This window comes from Roseibium aestuarii (genome assembly GCF_008477545.1).
GTDB lineage: Bacteria > Pseudomonadota > Alphaproteobacteria > Rhizobiales > Stappiaceae > Roseibium > Roseibium aestuarii.
Genome location: NZ_VORA01000001.1, coordinates 157797 through 178901 on the forward strand (window position 1 = coordinate 157797; position 21105 = coordinate 178901).

Below are 21105 nucleotides of genomic sequence, written 5' to 3' on the forward strand. Positions count from 1 at the left end.
ATCCAGCTGTCTCGGGAGGAGAGCAATGGGAGTTGAAGGTATCGGGGCACGTGCCCTCAGAAAAGAAGACAAGCGTTTCATCACCGGCAAGGGCAAGTACACCGACGACATGGTGCTGCCGCGCATGACCTATGCGGCCTTTGTCCGGACCCCTCATGCGCACGCGAAGGTGACGAACATCGACGCCAGCGCCGCGCTGGACATGCCCGGCGTGGAAGCCGTGCTCACCGGTCACGAACTCGTGGCCGACGGTATCGGCAACCTGATCTGCGGCTGGATGATCCACTCCAAGGACGGGTCGCCAATGAACATGGGCGCCTGGCGCGCGCTGGAATCGGAAACCGTGCGCTTTGCCGGTCAGGCCGTTGCCGTTGTGATCGCCGACACCCAGGCCCAGGCCCGCGATGCGGCCGACCAGGTGGTTGTCGACTACGAGGAGCTTCCCGTCGTCGTCAGCACCACCGATGCACTGGCCGGAGGCGCTCCGCAGCTTCATCCGGAAGCCCCGGGCAACCTGATCTATGACTGGGACATCGGCGACGAGGCCGCGACCAATGCCGCCCTGTCTTCGGCCGCCCACATCACCCGGCTGGAGATCGACAACAACCGTCTGGTGCCCAACCCGATGGAACCGCGGGCGGCCCTTGCCGACTATGACGCGGCGGAGGAGCATTACACCCTCTACACCACCTCCCAGAACCCGCATGTGGCGCGCCTGGTGCTTTCGGCCTTCTACAACGTGGCGCCCGAGCACAAGCTGCGGGTCATCGCGCCGGACGTGGGCGGCGGCTTCGGCTCCAAGATCTTCATCTATCCGGAAGAGATCGTGGCGCTCTGGGCCTCCAAGCGGGTCGGCCGTCCGGTGAAGTGGGTCAGTGACCGCACCGAGGCCTTCCTGACCGATGCCCATGGCCGTGACCACAAGACCGTGGCCGAGCTGGCGACCGATGCCAATGGCAAGATCACCGGCTTCCGGGTGCAGACCGTGGCCAATCTCGGCGCCTACATGTCGCTGTTCTCGTCCTCGGTGCCGACCTATCTCTACGCCACCCTGCTGTCGGGCCAGTATGACATCCCGGCGATCCATGCCAACGTGAAGGCGGTTTACACCAACACCACCCCCGTCGATGCCTATCGCGGGGCAGGGCGGCCGGAAGCCACTTTCGTCGTCGAGCGCATCATGGAAACGGCGGCGCGCGAGCTGGGGCTTTCCCCGGCCGAGTTCCGCCGGCGCAACTTCATCCGCTCCTTCCCCCATCAGACGCCTGTCATCATGTGCTATGACGCCGGCGATTATGATTCGAGCCTGGACGCGGCCCTGAAGGCCATCGACTATGACGGCTTCCCGGTCCGCAAGGCGGAAGCGGCCAGCCGTGGCAAGCTGCGCGGCATGGGTCTGTCCTGCTACATCGAAGCCTGCGGCATCGCACCGTCGGCTGCGGTCGGCTCTCTCGGCGCCGGTGTCGGCCTCTGGGAATCGGCGGAAGTGCGGGTCAATCCCGTTGGCACCATCGAGGTGCTGACCGGCTCCCACAGCCATGGCCAGGGCCACGAGACCACCTTTGCCCAGCTCGTCTCCGAGCGTTTCGGCGTCGACACCAATGCGGTGGCGATCGTCCATGGCGACACGGACAAGGTCCAGTTCGGTATGGGCACCTATGGCTCCCGCTCCGGGGCCGTCGGCATGTCGGCCATCGTCAAGGCGCTGGACAAGGTCGAGGCCAAGGCAAAGAAGATCGCGGCCCATCTGATGGAAGCCTCCGAGGCCGACATCCAGATCGAGGGCGGCGAACTGAAGGTTGCCGGCACCGACAAGAAGCTCACCTTCACTGAGGTGGCTCTGGCCGCCTACACGGCCCACAACCTGCCGGAAGGCATGGAGCCGGGCCTGAAGGAAGGCGCCTTCTACGATCCGACCAACTTCACCTTCCCGGCAGGCACCTATGCCTGCGAGGTCGAGGTCGATCCGGACACGGGCAAGACGCGGATCGTCAAGTTCGTGGCCGCCGACGACTTCGGCAAGATCATCAATCCGATGATCGTCGAGGGACAGGTGCATGGCGGCCTCACCCAGGGCATCGGCCAGGCCCTGCTGGAAAATGCCGTCTATGACGAAGCCGGCCAGCTTCTGGCAGCCTCCTACATGGACTACGCCATGCCGCGCGCCGATGACGTGCCCTCCTACGAGCTCTACACCACCGAGACGGCCTGCCCCGGCAATCCGCTCGGCATGAAGGGCTGTGGCGAGGCCGGGGCCATCGGCTCGCCTCCGGCGGTGATCAACGCCATCACCGACGCCATCCAGAACAACAACCTCGCCATGCCCGCCACCGCGGAACGGGTCTGGCGCGCCAGCCGGGGTGTCATGGCCCAGGCTGCCGAATAAGGGGACCCAGAGATGTATGAGACCAACTACCATCGGGCATCCAGCGTCGAGGAGGCCGTGCGCCTTCTCGCCGGCGCCGAGGACGGCAAGTTTCTCGGCGGCGGTCAGACCCTGATCCCCACCATGAAGCAGCGCCTGGCCTCCCCCTCGGATCTGGTCGATCTGGGCGGCATCGCGGCCATGAAGGGCATTTCCGACGAGGGCGGCGCGATCCGCATCGGCGCCGGAACGCCCCATTACGACGTGGCGACCAGCGACATCGTCCGCAACCGCATTCCGGGGCTGGCCAGCCTGGCCGCTGGCATCGGCGATCCGGCGGTCCGCCACATGGGCACCATCGGCGGCTCCATCGCCAACAATGATCCGGCGGCGGATTATCCGTCTGCCCTCATGGCGCTGGGCGCCACCGTGGTGACCTCGAAGCGGGAACTTGCTGCGGAAGACTTCTTCCAGGGCATGTTCGACACCGCGCTCGACGAGGACGAGATCGTCACGGCCGTAATCTTCCCGGTTCCCGAGAAGAGCGCCTATGCCAAGTACCCCAACCCGGCCTCCCGCTATGCGATGGCGGGTGTCTTCGTGGCGAAGACCGGGGGCATGGTCCGGGTCGCGGCAACGGGCGCCGGCCAGAACGGCGTGTTCCGCATTGCCGAGATGGAAAGCGCCCTTGCGGCCAACTGGTCGCCGTCTGCGGTGGCTGGCGTCACGGTGGATGCGGACGAGCTTCTGTCCGACATTCATGGCTCCGCCGAATACCGCGCCAATCTGGTGACGGTCATGGCCAAGCGGGCGGTTGCGGCAGCCGGCTGATCGGCAGACGCGATGGAAAATATGCAAAGGGCGGCCCGATGGCCGCCCTTTGTTGTTCCAGCAAGGCTGTGCTCGCGTCTGCTCAGACGTGCTGGCCGCCGTTGATGTGGATTTCCGCCCCGGTCACGTAGGAAGACTGGGGGCTGCACAGATAGTGGATCGTGTCGGCCACCTCGTCCGGGCGTCCCAGGCGGCGCAGGGGGAAGTCCTCGATCATCTTTTCCGTGCCCGGAGACAGGATGGACGTGTCGATCTCGCCCGGCGCGATGGCGTTGACGCGAATGCCGTGCGGACCGAAGTCTGCGGCCATCTCGCGGGTCAGCGAGGCAAGTGCAGCTTTGGAGGTGGCATAGGCCGTCCCCGCGAAGGGGTGCACACGCGAACCGGCGATGCTCGTCACGTTGACGATGCTGCCGCCGGCCTTCTTCAGCTCGTTGAACAGGCCACGCCCCAGCATGATCGGGGCGAAGAAGTTCACCTGGAACACATGGCGCCAGATGTGCATCGGCGTATCCATGGAATCGAGCCGTGCGCCCTTGTCGCCCTTCGGGCTGATGCCGGCGTTGTTCACCAGGGCATGCAGCTTCGAGCCGTTGGCCTCCAGACGCTTGCGCATCTCCTGCACCGCGTAGCCGAGGTTCTCCGGGTCGGAGAGATCCACCTGGATGTGATCTTCCGGCCCCATGGGCCAGGGGCACTTGTCGGAGAAGGCATGGCGGGAGCAGGTGATCACGCGCCATCCGGCCGCTGAGAACCGCTTCACGGTGGCGTGGCCGATGCCCCGGCTTGCGCCGGTGAGGACGAGCGTGGGCCTCTCATCAACGGATGTCTTTTCGGTCATGCACTGTGCCTTGATTTCATCATGCCAATTGGGGTAGTAAAAACTTGACTGTCGCAGTTCACTTTAGGTGCGCGATCTAACCCATCTATGCCAGATTGCCTATCAAAAACGAAGAATAACCGGACGGCCTAATGATCATCTGCTCGTGTAATGTGCTGTCGGACAAGCAGCTGCGCAAGGCGGCTGACGAAATGCGCGCTGACCCGAATGGCAAGGTCCCGACCCCGGGCGCGGTTTTCCGCCATCTCGGCTGCCGGCCCAAGTGCGGCAACTGTTTCCCCAATGTCGTGCAGCTGATCCACGACCAGACGCCGGAAGAGCGCAGCGGCGCCAACACGGCCTATGGCCGTTTGCGTCTGGCCGCCAGCGCCTGATCTTCCTTCCGTCTCGAACCTTTCCACCCTGCCTCCGTGATCGTCTCAGACAGGCGTAAGACAATCGGGCGTCAGGTCGCGGTTCTGCGCATTGCACATGAGCCGGCGAAGGGATAGTTTCGTCGACGATCTCATGCAGAACAAGGACATACGCTCCATGAAGGGCGAATCGCGCGTCATCGAATATCTCAATCTGGCCCTGCGGCACGAGCTGACGGCGGTGAACCAGTATCTCCTGCACGCCCGCCTGCTGGAGGATTGGGGCTATGTCCGTCTTGCGGCCAAGGAGGCAGAGGAGGCGCAGGAGGAGCGCGATCACGCCGACATGCTGATCGACCGCATTCTCTTCCTCGAAGGCTATCCGAACCTTCAGGTTCTGGATCCCTTGCGCATCGGCACCAGCCTGAAGGATTGCCTCGAATGCGATCTGGCCGGTGAATACAGCGCCCGAGCCCTTTATCATGAGGCCCGCAAGGTCTGTGACGACGCGGGCGACGTGGTCTCCATGAAGCTGTTCGAGGGGCTTCTGGCCGACGAGGAAGGCCACATCGATTTCCTCGAAACCCAGCTGGAGCTGATCGAGCGGATCGGCATCGACAACTATGGTCTGCTGAATTCGACCCCGGCCAGCGCGGAAGAGTAAGCGCGCGCCAGCAAGGGTGAGCCTCCTTGCCTGGCCTGCATGATGCCCCGGGGCGGGTCAGCCGTTGAAGTCCTCGCCCGGTTCCGCCACCCGCAACAGGGGCGCCGGATAGGGGCTCCGCCGCAAGGCCTGCCCGTCCAGCTGATAGAGATGCCGTGCGCCGATCTCGAAGTCGGCGCGCAGGGGGCCGAGCGGCCGATAGCCCTTGTCGCTGGCCCAGGAGGCATGGGCCATAGCGCCCTGTCGGCGCAGCCGCTCCCCTTCGGCCAGATCCTCCCGGAACGCCGCCTGATCGACCGGCAGATAGCCGAACTCGTCGCGCGCCACATGACCGGTGGCAAACAGGCTTTCCACCAGCTGCCGCAGTTCGACCAGGCCGAGATCGGCGATCGCCGTCATCCACCCCGCCCAGAGATAGCTGCCCGGATCCGGCGCAATCCGGGTCGGGAACCCGCGCAGCCGTTCGGCTGCCTCGGTCTGCGGCACCCTCTCGTGCAGCACCTCATGGGTCCAGGCCCGCAGAAAGGCCTCGCGCACCATCCAGTCCGCACGCGGATTGGCGACGCAGGCCCAGCAGGCCTCTGCCCGGTTGCGTGCCAGCGCCATCAGCGCCATGGGAACACTGTCGGCAAGCGTGTCGCCGAAGAGCAGCTGCGCCCGCTCAGGCGACCGGCAGAGCACATCGCAAAGAGGTGCAAAGGCATCACTCACCCTGAGTGCTGCCAGAATGTGGCTGGCCAGGAAGATGGCCCGCTCCTCCTCGGGTGAGATCGTCAGCCCTCTGGCCTCCCGCTCCAGCAGGAGCAGCAAGGGGGGAATGGCGCGGTCAGGATCGGACAGACATTCGGAGACGGTCTCCCAGGGAAAGGTCTCCCGGGTGCCGAGTGCTTCGATGAGACGTTGTCTAGTCATGAACCCCGTTTCTCGGTGGTCGAACGCGAACCACGCGCACCTGTAGCCGCCAGTTGAAACGCTAGCATGGATTCGCAACCGGCGCACGGGCGCGGGACTGGGGGCGGACCGGCCTTGGTCGGTCGCTCAGCTGCGGGGCTTGGCGCGGGCGGTGGCCTGGGCCTCTGCCGGATCCTCCGGCCACACGTGCTTCGGATAGCGTCCCTTCATGTCGGCCTTCACATCCCGCCAGGACCCGGTCCAGAAGCCGGGCAGGTCGCGGGTGATCTGGATCGGCCGGTGGGCGGGAGACAGGAGCTCCAGCGTCAGCGGCACGCGCCCCTGACAGATGGACGGGTGGGTTTTCAGGCCGAAGAGTTCCTGCACGCGGATGGCGACGGTCGGCCCCGTTTCCCCGCCATAGTCGATCGGCACCCGGTTGCCCGTCGGGGCGGTGAAATGGGTCGGGGCCTCCCGCTCCAGACGCTGCTGCGCGTCGAAGGGGAGAAGGCCCGCAAGTGCCTGGCCGAGGATCTCGGCATCCACCGCATCCAGTCGTGTCACGCCCGCAAGATAGGGGCCGAGCCAGTCGGGCAGGGTTTCGGTCAGGGCGCTGTCGGACAGGTCGGGCAGGCTCTCCCGCTCGCCCTCGGGCATCTGGGCGCGCACATAGGCGATCCGCCGCCGCAGGCGCTGCTGCTCCTTCGACCAGGCCAGCCGGTCGCTTCCGCGCCGCTGCAATTCCCCGGTCAGCGCGCTTTGCAAGGTGGCCGGATCCGGATTGGCGACGGTGCGGTCTTCCAGCTCCAGAGCCCCCAGCCGAAGCACCCGGCGCACCCGCACGCGCCCGTCGGGTTCCAGCTTCACCTCATCGGTTTCCGCGTAGCGGTCGCCGAAGAGGTCATCCAGATCGCCGCGCTCAAGCGGCGCCGCCAGCACGATCCGCCCGTTGGCCGCCTTGCCCTGCAGGTCGGCAACCACCAGGAACGGGCTTGCCGCCAGGGCCGCCTCCTCGGGCAACTCCGCACCTCGCCCGTTGGCCAGCCGGAAGCGACCACGCTGGCCGCGCGCCTGCGCCACCCGGTCCGGATAGGCCAGCGCCAGGAGCGGGCCGCAGGCCTCGTCCCGCACCAGCTCGCGCCCGAGCGACTGACGGTCCGCACCGGCGAGCGCCCCCCAGGTCAGGGCGGCCTGCCTTGTGTCGCGCGCCTTTGGCGAACTGTCGTTGCGCAGTCGGCGCACCCGGTCGCGCAGGTCCGGATCCCGGCCCGCGATGGCAGGATCAGAGAGAATGGCAGCGACGAGGCACGCGGTATGACCGAGGTCCTGCTCCAGCGCCCGCAGCACCATGTGCGACAGGCGCGGGGCGAGCGGCAGGCGGGCCATGCGGCGACCTGTCTCCGTCAGGCGGCCGGCGGGATCGACGGCCTCCAGATCCTGCAGCAGGGATACGGCCTCCCGGTAGGCCGCCGAGGGCGGCGGATCGAGGAAACCCAGCCCTTGCGGCTCGATGCTGCCCCATTGCGCAAGGGTCAGGGCGAGGCCCGCAAGATCCGTGTTGAAGATCTCAGGCTCTTCGGCTGCGGGCAGGGAAAGGGTCTGGGCCTCGTCCCACAGGCGAAAGCAGAGCCCGGGCTCTGTACGGCCTGCGCGCCCGCGCCGCTGGTCGGCCGTGGCCCGCGACACCCGCACGGTCTCCAGCCGGGTCAGGCCGGTCTGGGGCTCGAAACGGGGCACCCGCGACTGGCCGCAGTCGATGACGATCCGGACCCCTTCGATGGTCAGCGAGGTCTGGGCAATGGCCGTGGCCAGAACGATCTTGCGCGTTCCCGGGTCTGCCGGCTGGATCGCCTGATCCTGGGCCTTTGCGTCCAGCCCGCCATAGAGCGGCGCCACAAGGCACCCGGCCGGCAGGTCCTGCTCCAGCATCTCGGCGCAGCGGCGGATCTCGCCCTGTCCGGGAAGGAAGGCCAGGATGGAGCCGGTCTCCTCGACCAGCGCCTTGCGGATCGCCCGCACCATCTGCGGTTCGAGACGGGCCTGGGGATCGCGGCCGAGATAGCGGGTTTCGACAGGAAAGCTGCGCCCGGAGGAGGAAATCACGGGGCAATTGCCGAGAAGCGCGCTGACCCGAGAGGCTTCGAGCGTCGCCGACATGGGCATGAGGCGCAGATCCTCGCGCAGGGCGCCCTGCACCTCCAGCGCCAGGGCAAGGCCCAGGTCTCCGTCGAGGGAGCGTTCGTGGAATTCGTCGAAGAGAACGGCGGCAATGCCGGTGAGGTCCGGGTCATCGAGGATCATCCGGGTGAAGATGCCCTCGGTGATCACCTCGATGCGCGTCTCGGGACCGATCGCACTGTCCATGCGTACCCGGTAGCCCACGGTCTGTCCGACCTTTTGCCCCAGCTCCTGCGCCATGCGCCGGGCGGCGGCGCGCGCGGCGAGGCGCCGCGGCTCGAGCACGAGGATCCGGCCGTCGCCGCGCCATGGGGCGTTGAGCAGGGCCAGCGGCACGCGGGTGGTCTTGCCGGCGCCCGGATCGGCCACGAGCACCGCATTGGGCCCGGCCTCCAGCGCCGCCAGCACCTCCGGCAGAACCCTGTCGATGGGCAGGGGCAGACGGGAGTTCGGAACACGAGTCATGTCGGGTCTCTTGCGGTCTGGCGTCCTCAGGCCCTCGCGGGCGGGCCCGTCAGCCGGCGTGCTCGGGAGCCTGCGCGGCCTTCCAGCGCCGTCCGCCGGTTTCAACCGCAAAGGCATGGGGCGCGCGGGCATAGGCGGCCAGCCCCTCCAGTGCCGGGTTGGGGTGCCGGACGACGAAGGTCGGGATGGTCCGCATCAGCGCATCATGGGGCGCCTTCGCCTCAAAGGCCTCTCGGAAGCTGCCATCGGTCAGGAACCGGTCGATGCGGCTCGTCACGCCCCCGGTCAGATAGACCCCGCCGCGGGCCAGCAGGCTGAGGGCGAAGTCACCCGCAACCCGGCCAAGGGCGCGCGAGAACACCTGAAGCGTCTTCACGGCCACTTCGTCTCCCGCGCTTGCCGCCGTGGTGATGTCGGCCGCGGTCCGGAAGCTTCGGGTCTGGCCGAGGGCGGCCTCAACGCCGCGGGCCAGCCGTGGCAGCCCGGTGCCCGAGAGGATCTGCTCGGCGCCCAGGCGCCCGCCCACCTGTTCGATATGGGGCCAGATGCGATAATCCTCCGCATCCACCGGTCCGATTTCCACGTGACCGCCCTCGCCGGGCACGGGGATCCACATGCCGATGGCGCGGATCATGGCCGCAGCGCCCAGCCCGGTGCCCGGGCCGAGCACGAATTTCGTCGCGTTACCGGTATCAATACCTGAGGCATCGAACGGGCCGATGGCCTCGATATCGGAGCCCCGGTAGCCGGGAAGGGCCAGCGCCTGCGCCTCGAAGTCATTCAGGATGATCACGTCGTCCAGGGACAGGCGGGCGATCATGTCGCGCGGCTCGATCACCCAGGCGGCGTTGGTCAGCGGGATCCGGTCGCCGGTCACCGGGCCTGCCACCGCCACCACGGCGCTGCGCGGCCGCAAGCCACCGAAGTGGCCGAGATTGGCGGCGATGGCAGAGGAAATGTCGGGATGGTCCGCCGTCGCCGTGGCAGGCGCGATCAGCAGCTCCGCGTCCGGGCCGGTCACAAGGGCAAAACGGGCGTTGGTCCCGCCGATATCCGCCACCAGGACGGGGAAGGGCAGGGCGCTCTCGGGGGTCTTGATGAAACTCATGAGGCGGTAAGCTTGATTTCCGGAGTGCTCGACGAGGTCTTCAGCCCCTGCAGCCGCGCCGAGCGCAGGAGAATTTCCGCCGTCGAGAGATTGAGGGCCATCGGAATATCATAGACGAGCGCAAGACGCATCAGGGCCTTGATGTCCACGTCGTGAGGCATCGGGCTCAAGGGATCCACGAAGAAGAACAGGCCGTGCAGTTCGCCCTGGGCGATCATGGCGCCGATCTGCTGATCGCCGCCGAGCGGGCCGCTCTTCAGCCGGCGCACCAGCAGGTTGGGGCATTTTTCCAGAATGCGCCCGCCGGTCGTCCCGGTGGCGACCAGATTGAAATGCCCGAGCTTCTCCTGATTGCGCAGGGCGAATTCGACACACAGCTCCTTCTTGGCGTCATGCGCCACAAGGGCCAGGGTCGGCAGGGCGTCGTGGCCATCGCTCATGGTGCTTCCAGCCTCCCGGAGTTGGATCCGTCTAAAGAGAGGCTAGCTTTACCTCGCCTGATCGCGAAGGCAAAGGACAGATCCGCACGCAAACCCGCTCATGCGCGCCTTTTCGCGCACTCCCGAGGCCGGTTCCGGCAAGCAGGCGTTATTCGAGCCCGGAATCAGTCGAACATGGAGCATCGGATCGGCGCGCGACCTGCAACCCGCTGAACCAGCGGCGTCTCGAAGCTCAATCCCGCGATCTCCATGATGAGCTTCATCCGGATGGCGGATTCGAACCCTTCCTTGGAGCGTACGGGAATGGCGAACGAGCCGGGTCCGCCGATCACGCAATCCTCGTAATAGTGATCCAGATGCAGCATGGCCTGCCAGGCGCTTTCCGTCGATTTCATCATCAGCGGCAGGCCGTTGATGGTGAGGCCTGAGGTGAGCAGCTCGTCCCGGGCCTTGGTGACGGAGCCGCCCTGGTTGTTCGGGCCGTCTCCGGAAATGTCGATCACCTGGCGAAGTCCCTCGTATTCGTTGTCCTGCATCAGCTGGACCGCCTTCTGCAGGGCCGCCGCGATGGACGTGCGCTGCACTTGGCGCAGGGGGGCTTCGGCAATCTGGGCCGCAAAAGCCTGGGCCGAGGACTCATCCTCGATGATCGCCCAGTTGGCGACCATGTATTGCTCGCCCATTCCGCCCCATTCCATGTAGGCAACCGCGATGCGCCCGATGGGACCGTACTTGATCGCATCGAGAACCTCGCGGGACGTCAGGGCCGCCACATATCCGGCGCGCTGCACTTCCTGTTCGTCCGTGTCCATGGATTGGGAGATGTCGACCGCCAGAAGAAGTTCCACGTCCACCTCGCGGGAGGGGTCGTAGGCGGCGGTATGAGTGGTCCGGCCATTCAGCCGGAAGTCACGGCCTTCGGCCGGAGGGGAGGATACCGAGATCAGGCCGGTGACCAGCGCCACCATGGCTACGCGACCACGCAACTTGCAGGACAAGTCGAGACGCATGACTGTTCTCCTCATGTCATGACCGTTCGGTCGTTCTTTTCACCTCCCCGGAATCAGTTTCATGGCAAAAGATTATCTCTTCGTTTCTCGGCAAAATGACGTAGTACTGGTAAAGTGACGTATGGGTTGGCCGGATTTTCGCAGGGTAATACGTTTCAATACTTGCCTGATTCGCGTTGCTGGCAAAGATCGTGTTTTCCTTGATGGGATCTTTTCGCAGACACGGGCCTGAGCTCCGGCGCTTTCGGCCCTGTGCAAGCCGGCGGCAGGTGCTGCCCATGCCGCAAGGTCAGTTTCGCCAATTCATGGTTAATCCTTGGGCAGGTCGGGATAATCATCAGGATTCAGGGTTTCTCGCGGGTTTCGTGCTTGACCGGCTTGCGGCTCGCGGGGCAAAATGAAGAAATTCTCAGCGGGTGAAGATTCTTTCGAACGGGCATCCCTTTCGAGGACTTGTCTCGCTGTCTGTAAACAGTTTTGGCGTGGCGCGGGTGCGGGTGGTTTCCCGGTTCTCGCGGCCTCGGCTTGGTCGGGTCTCCAGGGGCGTCGTCTCCGGGGTGTCTCCGTCCGGAACAGGGCAGGGCGCATGCAGGGACGTGACGAGGACTGGATGACCTATCAGGCGATCCGTGCGGCCTGGCTCTCCTTCGTGGGTGGCCGGACGCAGGGCGAGATCGCTGCCGAGATGGGCATTTCCAGCGCCAAGGTCCATCGTCTCATTGCTCACGCCCAGAAGTCCGGCTTCGTGAAGTTCCAGATCGAAGGCCGTCCGCTGGAGTGTCTCCAGCTGGAAAGCTTCTTCTGCGAGGAATTCGGCCTCAAGCGCTGCACAATCGCGCCTGATCTGGGTGGCGCGGACCAGTCCACGGCCATCCGCGCGGTGGCCTCCGCCGCAGGCCAGGTGCTCTCGTCCCTTCTGGCCGCTCCCGAAGTGCGCCGCGTCGGCGTGGGCATGGGCCGCACTCTGAAGGCCGCCTTCGAGGCCGTGTCCCGCCAGACCCGGGACGATCTGGAGATCGTGTCGATCTGCGGATCCCTGACGCGCTCCCTTTCAGCCAATCCCTATGACGTGGTGCAGCTCCTGCAGGCCCGTGTCGGCGGCGAGGGCTACTATCTTCCGGTGCCCTATTTCGCGGCCAACGAAGAGGAAAAGCGGGTCTTCCTGTCCCAGAAGAGCGTTCAGGAAGTCATGCGCCGCGCCCGTCAGGCAGATGTCTTCATCATCGGCATCGGCTCGGTGGAGAAGGAAGGTCACCTCATTCAGCGCGGCATGATCAGCCGCGACGAGGAGAGCGATCTGGCCCGCAGCGGCGCGGTCTGCGACCTGATGGGGCGTTTTCTGACAATCGACGGCGAAGAGGCATCCGCCCCCCTGGGGGATTGCGCCGTCGGGCTTCATTTCGATGAGGTCAAGGGTGCCCGCGTGATTGCACTGGTGGGTGGGGAAAGCAAGGCAACTGCCGTTCTTGCAGCCCTGCGCACGGGTGTCATAACCGACCTGATCGCCGACGAGACCCTTGCACGGGCTCTGAAGAAGATGGTCGGATCAAAGCTGGCCCGCACGGCCTGAAACCGGGCGGGTTCCGAGGGGAAGTCATTTACAGGGGTCCATACCGGGCCCGCGTAATGTCGGAGGACAAAAGCGTGAAGAAGCTCCTGACGATCAGCGTCTCGACCCTGGCGGGTCTGGCGTTCTCTGCTGCCGCCATGGCCGCAGACATCAACCCGGCCGTGCTCTACGACCTGGGCGGCAAGTTCGACAAGTCTTTCAATGAAGCTGCCTTCACCGGCGCTGAAAAGTTCAAGGCGGACACCGGCATCGGTTACCGCGACTTCGAAATCCAGAACGACGCTCAGCGCGAACAGGCCCTGCGCAACTTCGCCAAGCGCGGCCAGAGCCCGATCATCGCCATCGGCTTCTCCCAGGCCAACGCGGTTGAGAAGGTCGCCAAGGAGTTCCCGGACATCCAGTTCGCCATCGTCGACAGCGTGATCGACCTGCCGAACGTGCGCTCCATCGTCTTCAAGGAGCATGAAGGCTCCTACATCGTCGGTGTGGCTGCAGCTCTTGCTTCCAAGACCGGCAAGGTCGGCTTCGTCGGCGGCATGGACATCGGCCTGATCCGCAAGTTCGCCTGCGGCTACAAGCAGGGCGTCATGTCCGTGAAGTCCGATGCCGAAGTCTTCGAAAACATGACCGGTGACACCGGCGCGGCCTGGAACGACCCGGTCAAGGGCGGCGAACTGGCCAAGTCCCAGTTCGACAAGGGCGCAGACGTTGTCTATCACGCCGCTGGCGGCACCGGCATCGGTGTTCTGCAGGCTGCTCACGACGCCGGCAAGCTCGGCATCGGCGTGGACTCCAACCAGAACGGCCTGTTCCCGGGCTCCGTCCTGACCTCCATGTTGAAGCGCGTTGACGTGGCCGTCGCCAAGACCTTCGAAGATGCCAAGAACGACGCCTGGAGCTCCGGCGTGCAGGTTCTCGGTCTGGCCGAAGGTGGCGTGGATTGGGCCCTCGACGACAACAACGCGTCGCTGGTCAACGCCGACATGAAGGCTGCCGTGGAGAAGGCCAAGGCCGACATCATCTCCGGCACCGTGGTCGTGCACGACTACATGGCTGACAACACCTGCCCGTAATCGGGTTGGTTCCGTGATGGATCCCGTGCGCCGTGCCTCGGTGCACGGGATCTTCGGTTTCCCGCAGCTTCTTGCGGGATGGCGGATCCCGGCGCAAGCGATCGCCCAGGCGAGCGCTTCCGCAGAGATCCTGAACAGGTCCTGGCCGCACATCCGGCCGGGGCGGCAAATCGGGCAGGCAGTCAGGGCGCGCGGCGGCGCGCGGCATGCCGTGCCGGGATCGGACGAACAAGAAATGAGAAGAACAACAGCAGCGGGGCGCGGCGCATGAGCGAGACACCAGCCATCGAATTGCGGGGCGTGAACAAGAGCTTCGGCCCCGTTCATGCCAACAGGAACATCGACCTTCTGGTCGGCAAGGGCTCGATTCACGGCATCATCGGCGAGAATGGGGCCGGCAAGTCCACCCTGATGTCGATCCTCTACGGCTTCTATCAGGCCGACAGCGGATCCATCCACGTGGACGGTCGCGAGGTGCGCATTGCCGACAGCCGTCAGGCGATCGATCTGGGCATCGGCATGGTGCACCAGCATTTCATGCTGGTGGATCCCTTCACGGTCCTCGAGAACGTCATCCTGGGCGCCGAAGACGGGGCAACCCTGTCCGGCGGCACCCGCAAGGCGCGCCAGGAACTGCGCCGCCTCGAGCAGGAATATGGCCTCAAGGTCGATCCGGATGCGGTTGTCGGTGATCTGCCCGTCGGGCTCCAGCAGCGTGTCGAGATCCTCAAGGCCCTCTATCGCGGCGCCGAGATCCTGATCCTCGACGAACCCACCGGCGTGCTGACCCCAGCGGAAGCCGATCACCTCTTCAAGATCCTCGAAGTGCTGCGCGATCAGGGCAAGACGGTCCTGCTGATCACCCACAAGCTGCGCGAGATCATGGCGATCACCGACACGGTCTCCGTCATGCGCCGCGGCGAGATGGTCGCGACCCTGAAGACCGCCGAAACCTCCATGGAAGAGCTGGCGGAACAGATGGTCGGCCGCAGCGTGCTCCTCCATGTGGAGAAGACGCCGGCCGATCCCATGGGCACCATTCTCGAGGTGGAAGACCTGAATGTCACCGACGCGCGCGGTGTCCGGGTCGTCAAGGACATTTCGTTCAAGGTGAAGGCCGGCGAAATCGTCGGCATCGCCGGCGTCTCCGGCAATGGCCAGTCCGAGCTGCTCGAGGCCCTCGCCGGCATCCGCAAGGCGGATTCGGGCCGCCTGAGCATCCGGAGCGAGACCCTGGATCTGGCCACAATGGACATCGACCCGGCGCTGATGCGTGAAAAGGGCATGGGCCATGTGCCGGAAGACCGTCACCGCATGGGCCTGATCAACTCCTTCGCCGAATACGAGAATGCGGTGCTCGGCTATCACCGGTCCGAGAAATACGCCAAGGGCCTGCTCCTCGACATTGCGGCGATCAAGCAGGAAGCCCGCGAGGCCATCGAGAAATACGACATCCGCCCGCCGAGCACGGATCTGCGGACGGCCAATTTCTCCGGCGGCAACCAGCAGAAGATCGTCCTCGCCCGCGAGATCGAGCGAGATCCGGATGTGCTTCTGGTCGGTCAGCCGACACGCGGCGTCGACATCGGCGCCATCGAATTCATTCACAAGCGTCTCATCGAGCTGCGCGACGAAGGCAAGGCGATCCTGCTCGTCTCCGTCGAGCTGGACGAGATCCGCTCCCTCGCCGACCGGATTCTCGTCATGTTCGACGGTGCGATCGTGGGCGAGCGCGAGGCGGGTGCCGACGAGACCGAACTCGGCCTGCTGATGGCGGGCGTCCAGGACCAGGGCGCCGCCAGCGGCGCCGTTGCGGGAGAAAAAGCATGAGCGCGGGACAGCTCCCCCGTTGGGTCGACTACGGCCTCATTCCCTTGATCAACCTGATCGCCGCCTTCCTGGTGTCGGGCCTGGTGGTGCTGCTGATCGGCGAGAACCCCATCGACGCGGTGCGTGTGCTCATCTGGGGCGCGCTGGGCTTCGGTGAAGGCGTCGGCTTCACCTTGTTCTACGCCACCAACTTCATCTTCACCGGGCTTGCCGTCGCCGTGGCCTTCCACGCCGGGCTGTTCAACATCGGCGGCGAAGGTCAGGCCTATGTGGGCGGTCTGGGCGTCGCCCTGGCCTGTCTGGCGCTGGACCGGATCGTGCCCTGGTGGGTGACCCTGCCGGTGGCCGTGGCCGGGGCGGCCGTCATGGGCGCGGCCTGGGCCTTCATCCCCGCCTGGCTTCAGGCCAAGCGCGGCAGCCACATCGTCATCACGACGATCATGTTCAACTTCATCTCCTATTCGCTGATGGTCTATCTGCTGGTGAACGTGCTGGCCAAGCCCGGCTCCATGCAGCCCGAGACCCGCACCTTCGAGGAGGGCGGCCGTCTGCCCTTCCTGAATGACATCCAGTCTCTGGTCGACTTCGGCACCGCTCCGGTGAACCTCGCCCTCGTGCTGGCGCTCATCGCCAGCGCGCTGGTCTGGGTGATCATCTGGCGCACGCGCCTGGGCTACGAGATCCGCTCCTTCGGCGCCAATGCCACGGCAGCGGTCTATGCGGGCATGTCGCCGGCGCGCATCATCATCATCACCATGCTCATTTCCGGCGGCCTGTCTGGCATGATGGCCCTGAACGAGATCATGGGCTCCCAGCATCGCCTGCTGATCGAGTTCGTGGCCGGTTACGGCTTCGTCGGCATTGCGGTGGCGCTCATGGGGCGTGCCCATCCGGTGGGGATCATCCTCGCGGCCATCCTCTTCGGCATGCTCTATCAGGGCGGTGCGGAACTGGCCTTCGAGATGCCGGCCATCAGCCGCGACATGATCATCGTGATCCAGGGCCTCGTCATCCTCTTCGCCGGGGCTCTCGAAAACCTCTTCCGTCCGGCCATCGTCCGGATCTTCACCCCCAGCCGCGCGCCCGCGGTTCAGGCAGGCTAGGAGACGACGATGCTTGACGCCTATCAGACCCTGATCCTTCTTCTGGACTCCACCCTTCGCCTGTCGACGCCGCTCCTGCTGGCCTGTCTGGCGGGTCTCTATTCGGAACGCTCCGGCGTGGTCGACATCGGCCTGGAAGGCAAGATGCTCGGCGCCGCCTTCGGCGCGGGTGCGGTGGCCTATCTGACCTCGAATGCCTGGCTCGGCCTGCTGGCGGGCATCGGCGTGGCGGTGGGGCTGGCCCTCATCCACGGCTTTGCCTCCATCACCAATCGCGGCAACCAGATCGTTTCCGGCGTGGCCATCAACTTCCTTGCCGCCGGTCTTACCGTGCTTCTCGGACAGGCCTGGTTCAGCCAGGGCGGCCGCACGCCGACCCTGCCCCAGGGCGGCCGTTTCGGTGAGGTGATCCTGCCCGGCGCCGAAGCCGTCCGCGATGTGCCGGTGCTCGGTCCGCTCTATTCCGAGCTGATTTCCGGCCATAACATTCTGGTCTATCTGGCCTTCGCCGCCGTGCCCCTGACCTGGTGGATCCTGTTCCGCACCCGCTTCGGCCTGCGCCTGCGCGCCGTGGGCGAAAACCCGGCCGCAGTGGATACGGCCGGCATCTCGGTGGTGCTGCTGCGCTACCGTGCGGTCGTGATCTGCGGCATCCTCACCGGTGTGGCGGGCAGCTACCTGTCGATCGCCCAGTCCTCCGGCTTCATCCGCGACATGACGGCGGGCAAGGGCTACATCGCGCTGGCGGCCCTCATCTTCGCCAAGTGGCGGCCGGTGAATGCCATGTATGCCTGCCTGCTCTTCGGCTTCCTCGATGCCATGGCGATCCGTCTGCAGGGCAAGTCGATCCCGATGATCGGCGAGGTTCCGGTGCAGGTGTTCCAGACGCTTCCCTACATCCTGACCGTGATCCTGCTCGCAGGCTTCATCGGCAAGGCCATTCCGCCCAAGGCTTCGGGCGTCCCCTATCTGAAGGAACGGTCATGAGCATCGTCGACGAGCTGTTCGAAAAGGCCAAGGCAGCCCGGACCATGGCCTATGCGCCCTATTCCAACTTTCTGGTGGGTGCGGCCATTCTGACCACCGACGGCAAGGTCTTCTGCGGCTGCAACGTGGAAAACGGCGCCTATCCGGAAGGCGTCTGCGCCGAGGGCGGCGCCATCAGCGCCATGGTGCTCGGCGGCAGCCGCAAAATCGCGGAAGTCGTCGTCATCGGTGACGCGGACAATTGCTCCCCCTGCGGCGGTTGCCGCCAGAAGCTGAGCGAATTTGCCGGACCGGACGTGAAGGTCCACATCGCGAACCTGGACGGCATCCGCCGCACGCTGACCGTCGCGGAGCTTCTGCCCGCCGGGTTCGTTCTCAAGGAAGACAAGGCCTGATCACAAGGCCGGACAAACGAAGGTATGATCACATGAGCGGTTTTGGTCGTGAATGCGCGGAGATCGTCCGCGCCGCGCGCCCCGGCTCCTACCGGATCGGCATGATCCTGGGCTCTGGCCTGGGCACCCTGGCCGATGAGGTCGAGGATGCGGTGCGCATCTCCTACAACAAGCTGCCCGAGTTTCCGGTGTCCACCGTGACTTCCCATTCCAGCGAGCTGGTCGCCGGCACCCTGTGCGGTGTGCCTGTCGCGATCCTGTCCGGTCGCGCCCACTATTACGAGAGCGGCAATCCCTCCGTCATGCGCACGCCGGTCGAGACCCTGAAGGAACTCGGCTGCGACATCCTGCTGGCGACCAATGCCGCGGGCTCCCTGCGCCAAGAGGTGACTCCCGGCTCCCCCATGCTCATCTCCGACCACATCAACTGGTCGGGTCTGAACCCGCTGATCGGCGAGGAAGACGAGAGTCGCTTCCTCGACATGAGCGCGGCCTATGACGCCGATCTTCGCGACACCATGAAGAAGGTCGCCCGCGAGACCGGCGAAGATGTGGCCGAGGGCGTCTACATGTGGTTCTCCGGCCCGTCCTTCGAGACGCCGGCCGAAATTCGCATGGCGCGCGGTCTGGGGGCCGATGCGGTCGGCATGTCCACGGTTCCGGAAGTCATCATGGCCCGGTTCCTCGGCATGCGCGTCGCGGCCATGTCCATCATCACCAATTACGGGGCCGGCATGCAGGCCACGGCCCTGTCCCACGACGAGACGAAGAGCGTGGCGCTCACCGGCATGGACCGGATGAAGCAGCTGGTGCGCGGCTTCGTGAAGGAAATCGGCAATGAGTGACACCAATCAGGTGGACCTGGCCAAGCGCGCGCTCGGGCTGGTCGACCTCACCAATCTCAATGACGACTGCACCGCAGCCGACATCACCACCCTGTGCAACCGGGCTGTCGGGGAGCATGGCTCCGTCGCGGCCGTCTGCGTCTGGCCGCGGTTCGTCGCCCAGTCCGTGATGGAACTGCGCGGTACGGGTGTGCGCGTTGCGACCGTCGTCAACTTCCCCCATGGCGGCGACGATCTGCTGGCCGTCATTGAGGAGACCCGTCAGGCGCTTGACGATGGTGCCGACGAGATCGATCTCGTGATGCCCTACAAGGCCTTCCTGGCGGGCCGCAAGGGCTTCGCCGAAGAGATGATCATCCGCATTCGGGCCGAAATTCCGGCTCCGAAGCAGCTCAAGGTCATTCTCGAGACCGGCGAGATCAAGGATCCGCTCCTGATCCATCAGGCATCCCAGATCGCCATCGGCGCCGGCGCGGACTTCATCAAGACCTCCACCGGCAAGGTCTCGGTCAACGCCACCCTGGAGGCGGCCGAGATCATGCTGACCGTCATCGAGGAAACCCGGCGCGATCAGCTCAAGGACGTGGGCTTCAAGCCGGCCGGCGGCATTCGCACCCTGGAAGATGCGGCGGCCTATCTGAAGCTCGCCGACAGCATCCTTGGTCACAACTGGGTCAGTGCCGCCACGTTCCGCTTCGGCGCGAGCGGCCTGCTCGATGCCCTGATCGGCACCATCAACGGCTCCGGTGCGGGCGCAGGGGAGGGCTACTGACATGCTGCCTCAGGAACTGATCCGCAAGAAGCGGGATGGCGGCGTGCTGAGCGCCGAGGAAGTCGCCTTCTTCGTCAAGGGGCTGGCTGACGGCTCCATCACCGAAGGCCAGGTGGCCGCCCTCGCCATGGCGGTCTTCTTCAAGGGCCTGACCGTCGACGAGCGCGTGGCGCTGACGCTGGCCATGCGCGACAGCGGCGACGTGATGGACTGGTCCGGCATCGAGGCCCCGGTTCTCGACAAGCACTCCACCGGCGGCGTGGGCGACAACGTCTCCCTGATGCTGGCACCGGCTCTGGCGGCCTGTGGCGCGGCGGTGCCCATGATCTCCGGACGCGGCCTCGGTCACACCGGCGGCACGCTCGACAAGTTCGACAGCATTCCCGGCTACAAGACCCAGCCGGACAACGCCCTCTTCAAGAAGGTGGTGGCCGAGGTGGGCTGCGCGGTCATCGGTCAGACGGGCAATCTCGCCCCTGCCGACAAGCGCTTCTATGCCATCCGCGATGTGACCGGCACCGTGGAAAGCCTCGACCTCATCACGGCGTCGATCCTCTCCAAGAAGCTGGCCGCCGGCCTTCAGGGTCTGGTTCTCGACGTCAAGTGGGGCACCGGCGCCTTCATGGCCGAGCTGGATGCCGCCCGGGCGCTGGCCGAAAGCCTGGTTCTGGTCGCCAACGGGGCGGGCCTGAAGACCACGGCCCTGCTGACCGACATGAATGAGCCGCTCGCCTCTGCTGCCGGCAATGCTGTGGAAATGCAGAACGCTGTCGACTTCCTGAAAGGCACCCATATCGACAGCCGTCTCTGGGACGTGACCGTGGCACAGGGCGGAGAGCTTCTCGTCACCGGCGGGCTGGCGAGCGACCCTGCCGATGGCCGGGCCAAGCTGGCCGCCGCCTTCGAAAGCGGTGCGGCTGCGGAGAAATTCGCCCAGATGGTCACCGCTCTCGGTGGTCCGGCCGACTTCATGGAGAAGTCGGAACTCTATCTGGAAAAGGCACCGATCATCGCGCCAGTCTATGCGGAAGAGCATGGAACGGTTGTTGGCATCGATGCCCGCGCCGTGGGCGTTGCCGTGGTCGAACTGGGCGGGGGCCGCAAGGCCGCTGCCGACGTGATCGACCCGGCCGTCGGCCTGACCGAGCTGGCCGGTGTCGGCCACACGGTCGATGCGGATGCCCCGATTGCCCTCGTCCATGCCCGCACGCCGGAGCAGGTGGAAATGGCCACCCGTGCCCTGCGCAAGGCCTATCGCCTGGGCGCGGCCGCGGATGTGCCGGAGCGCGCAGCCGTTGTGGAGCGGATCGCGCCCTGACCGGCGCGCTCCTGCGAAAAGAAAAAGAACAAAGGGTCGGCGCGGGACTATTCCCGGCCGGCAAGA

General features: G+C 65.6%; 19 protein-coding genes. 13 read left to right on the plus strand and 6 right to left on the minus strand.

The window, feature by feature from the left end; genetic code table 11:
• The first annotated feature begins 25 nt into the window (after positions 1-25).
• Entirely contained in the window at positions 26-2386 is a 2361-nt protein-coding gene (locus FR728_RS00730) for a xanthine dehydrogenase family protein molybdopterin-binding subunit (RefSeq protein WP_149890749.1), read from the plus strand.
• Between the two features lie 12 nt (positions 2387-2398).
• Complete coding sequence (locus tag FR728_RS00735) at positions 2399-3196, plus strand: FAD binding domain-containing protein (protein WP_149890750.1); 798 nt, start codon at positions 2399-2401, stop codon at positions 3194-3196.
• A gap of 82 nt (positions 3197-3278) precedes the next feature.
• Here the strand turns inward: FR728_RS00735 and FR728_RS00740 are convergent, their stop codons facing one another.
• A complete protein-coding gene (locus FR728_RS00740) occupies positions 3279-4037 on the minus strand; it encodes an SDR family NAD(P)-dependent oxidoreductase (protein ID WP_149890751.1) in 759 nt (252 codons plus the stop codon).
• 131 nt (positions 4038-4168) lie between these two features.
• On the opposite strand from FR728_RS00740, the gene FR728_RS00745 reads away from it, so the two are divergent.
• Positions 4169-4411, plus strand: a complete 243-nt coding sequence (locus tag FR728_RS00745; RefSeq protein ID WP_149890752.1) for a (2Fe-2S)-binding protein — start codon at positions 4169-4171, stop codon at positions 4409-4411.
• Between the two features lie 157 nt (positions 4412-4568).
• The gene (gene bfr / locus FR728_RS00750) at positions 4569-5054 is read left to right on the plus strand and encodes a bacterioferritin (RefSeq protein ID WP_149890753.1); all 486 of its coding nucleotides are present in this window, start codon (positions 4569-4571) and stop codon (positions 5052-5054) included.
• A gap of 57 nt (positions 5055-5111) precedes the next feature.
• Here bfr and FR728_RS00755 read toward each other — a convergent pair whose 3' ends face one another.
• The 5 genes from FR728_RS00755 to FR728_RS00775 form a co-directional block, all read right to left on the minus strand.
• Positions 5112-5966, minus strand: a complete 855-nt coding sequence (locus FR728_RS00755) for a DUF1186 domain-containing protein (RefSeq protein WP_149890754.1) — start codon at positions 5964-5966, stop codon at positions 5112-5114.
• A 126-nt stretch (positions 5967-6092) separates the two neighbouring features.
• Positions 6093-8588 carry an ATP-dependent helicase HrpB gene (gene hrpB, locus FR728_RS00760; RefSeq protein WP_149890755.1) on the minus strand — a complete coding sequence of 832 codons (2496 nt, stop codon included), beginning with the start codon at positions 8586-8588 and terminating at the stop codon, positions 6093-6095.
• A 49-nt stretch (positions 8589-8637) separates the two neighbouring features.
• Positions 8638-9696 carry a glucokinase gene (locus FR728_RS00765; protein ID WP_149890756.1) on the minus strand — a complete coding sequence of 353 codons (1059 nt, stop codon included), beginning with the start codon at positions 9694-9696 and terminating at the stop codon, positions 8638-8640.
• Positions 9693-10136, minus strand: a complete 444-nt coding sequence (locus tag FR728_RS00770) for a methylglyoxal synthase (RefSeq protein WP_149890757.1) — start codon at positions 10134-10136, stop codon at positions 9693-9695. Before FR728_RS00770 ends, FR728_RS00765 begins: the two co-directional genes overlap by 4 nt.
• Positions 10137-10300: 164 nt before the next feature.
• The gene (locus FR728_RS00775) at positions 10301-11146 is read right to left on the minus strand and encodes a DUF1194 domain-containing protein (protein WP_208998603.1); all 846 of its coding nucleotides are present in this window, start codon (positions 11144-11146) and stop codon (positions 10301-10303) included.
• Positions 11147-11732: 586 nt separating this feature from the next.
• On the opposite strand from FR728_RS00775, the gene FR728_RS00780 reads away from it, so the two are divergent.
• The 9 genes from FR728_RS00780 (at position 11733) to deoA (ending at position 21039) form a co-directional block, all read left to right on the plus strand.
• Positions 11733-12716 (plus strand): sugar-binding transcriptional regulator, encoded by a 984-nt coding sequence (locus FR728_RS00780; RefSeq protein ID WP_149890758.1) that lies wholly within the window; start codon positions 11733-11735, stop codon positions 12714-12716.
• A gap of 74 nt (positions 12717-12790) precedes the next feature.
• On the plus strand, positions 12791-13789 hold the full coding sequence (locus FR728_RS00785) for a BMP family lipoprotein (RefSeq protein WP_149890759.1): 999 nt from the start codon (positions 12791-12793) through the stop codon (positions 13787-13789).
• Between the two features lie 267 nt (positions 13790-14056).
• Positions 14057-15619 carry an ABC transporter ATP-binding protein gene (locus tag FR728_RS00790; RefSeq protein WP_149890760.1) on the plus strand — a complete coding sequence of 521 codons (1563 nt, stop codon included), beginning with the start codon at positions 14057-14059 and terminating at the stop codon, positions 15617-15619.
• A complete protein-coding gene (locus tag FR728_RS00795; RefSeq protein WP_149890761.1) occupies positions 15616-16722 on the plus strand; it encodes an ABC transporter permease in 1107 nt (368 codons plus the stop codon). Before FR728_RS00790 ends, FR728_RS00795 begins: the two co-directional genes overlap by 4 nt.
• 9 nt (positions 16723-16731) lie before the next feature.
• Positions 16732-17709 (plus strand): ABC transporter permease, encoded by a 978-nt coding sequence (locus FR728_RS00800; protein WP_149890762.1) that lies wholly within the window; start codon positions 16732-16734, stop codon positions 17707-17709.
• Positions 17706-18104, plus strand: coding sequence for a cytidine deaminase (cdd, locus tag FR728_RS00805; RefSeq protein ID WP_149890763.1), 399 nt, complete (start codon positions 17706-17708; stop codon positions 18102-18104). The genes FR728_RS00800 and cdd overlap by 4 nt, the downstream gene beginning before the upstream one ends.
• A 32-nt stretch (positions 18105-18136) precedes the next feature.
• Positions 18137-18949: a purine-nucleoside phosphorylase gene (locus FR728_RS00810; RefSeq protein WP_149890764.1), complete on the plus strand. Its 813-nt coding sequence runs from the start codon at positions 18137-18139 to the stop codon at positions 18947-18949.
• Positions 18942-19721: a deoxyribose-phosphate aldolase gene (deoC, locus tag FR728_RS00815; RefSeq protein WP_149890765.1), complete on the plus strand. Its 780-nt coding sequence runs from the start codon at positions 18942-18944 to the stop codon at positions 19719-19721. Before FR728_RS00810 ends, deoC begins: the two co-directional genes overlap by 8 nt.
• Before the next feature lies 1 nt (position 19722).
• On the plus strand, positions 19723-21039 hold the full coding sequence (deoA, locus tag FR728_RS00820) for a thymidine phosphorylase (protein ID WP_149890766.1): 1317 nt from the start codon (positions 19723-19725) through the stop codon (positions 21037-21039).
• The last annotated feature ends 66 nt before the right edge of the window (positions 21040-21105 follow it).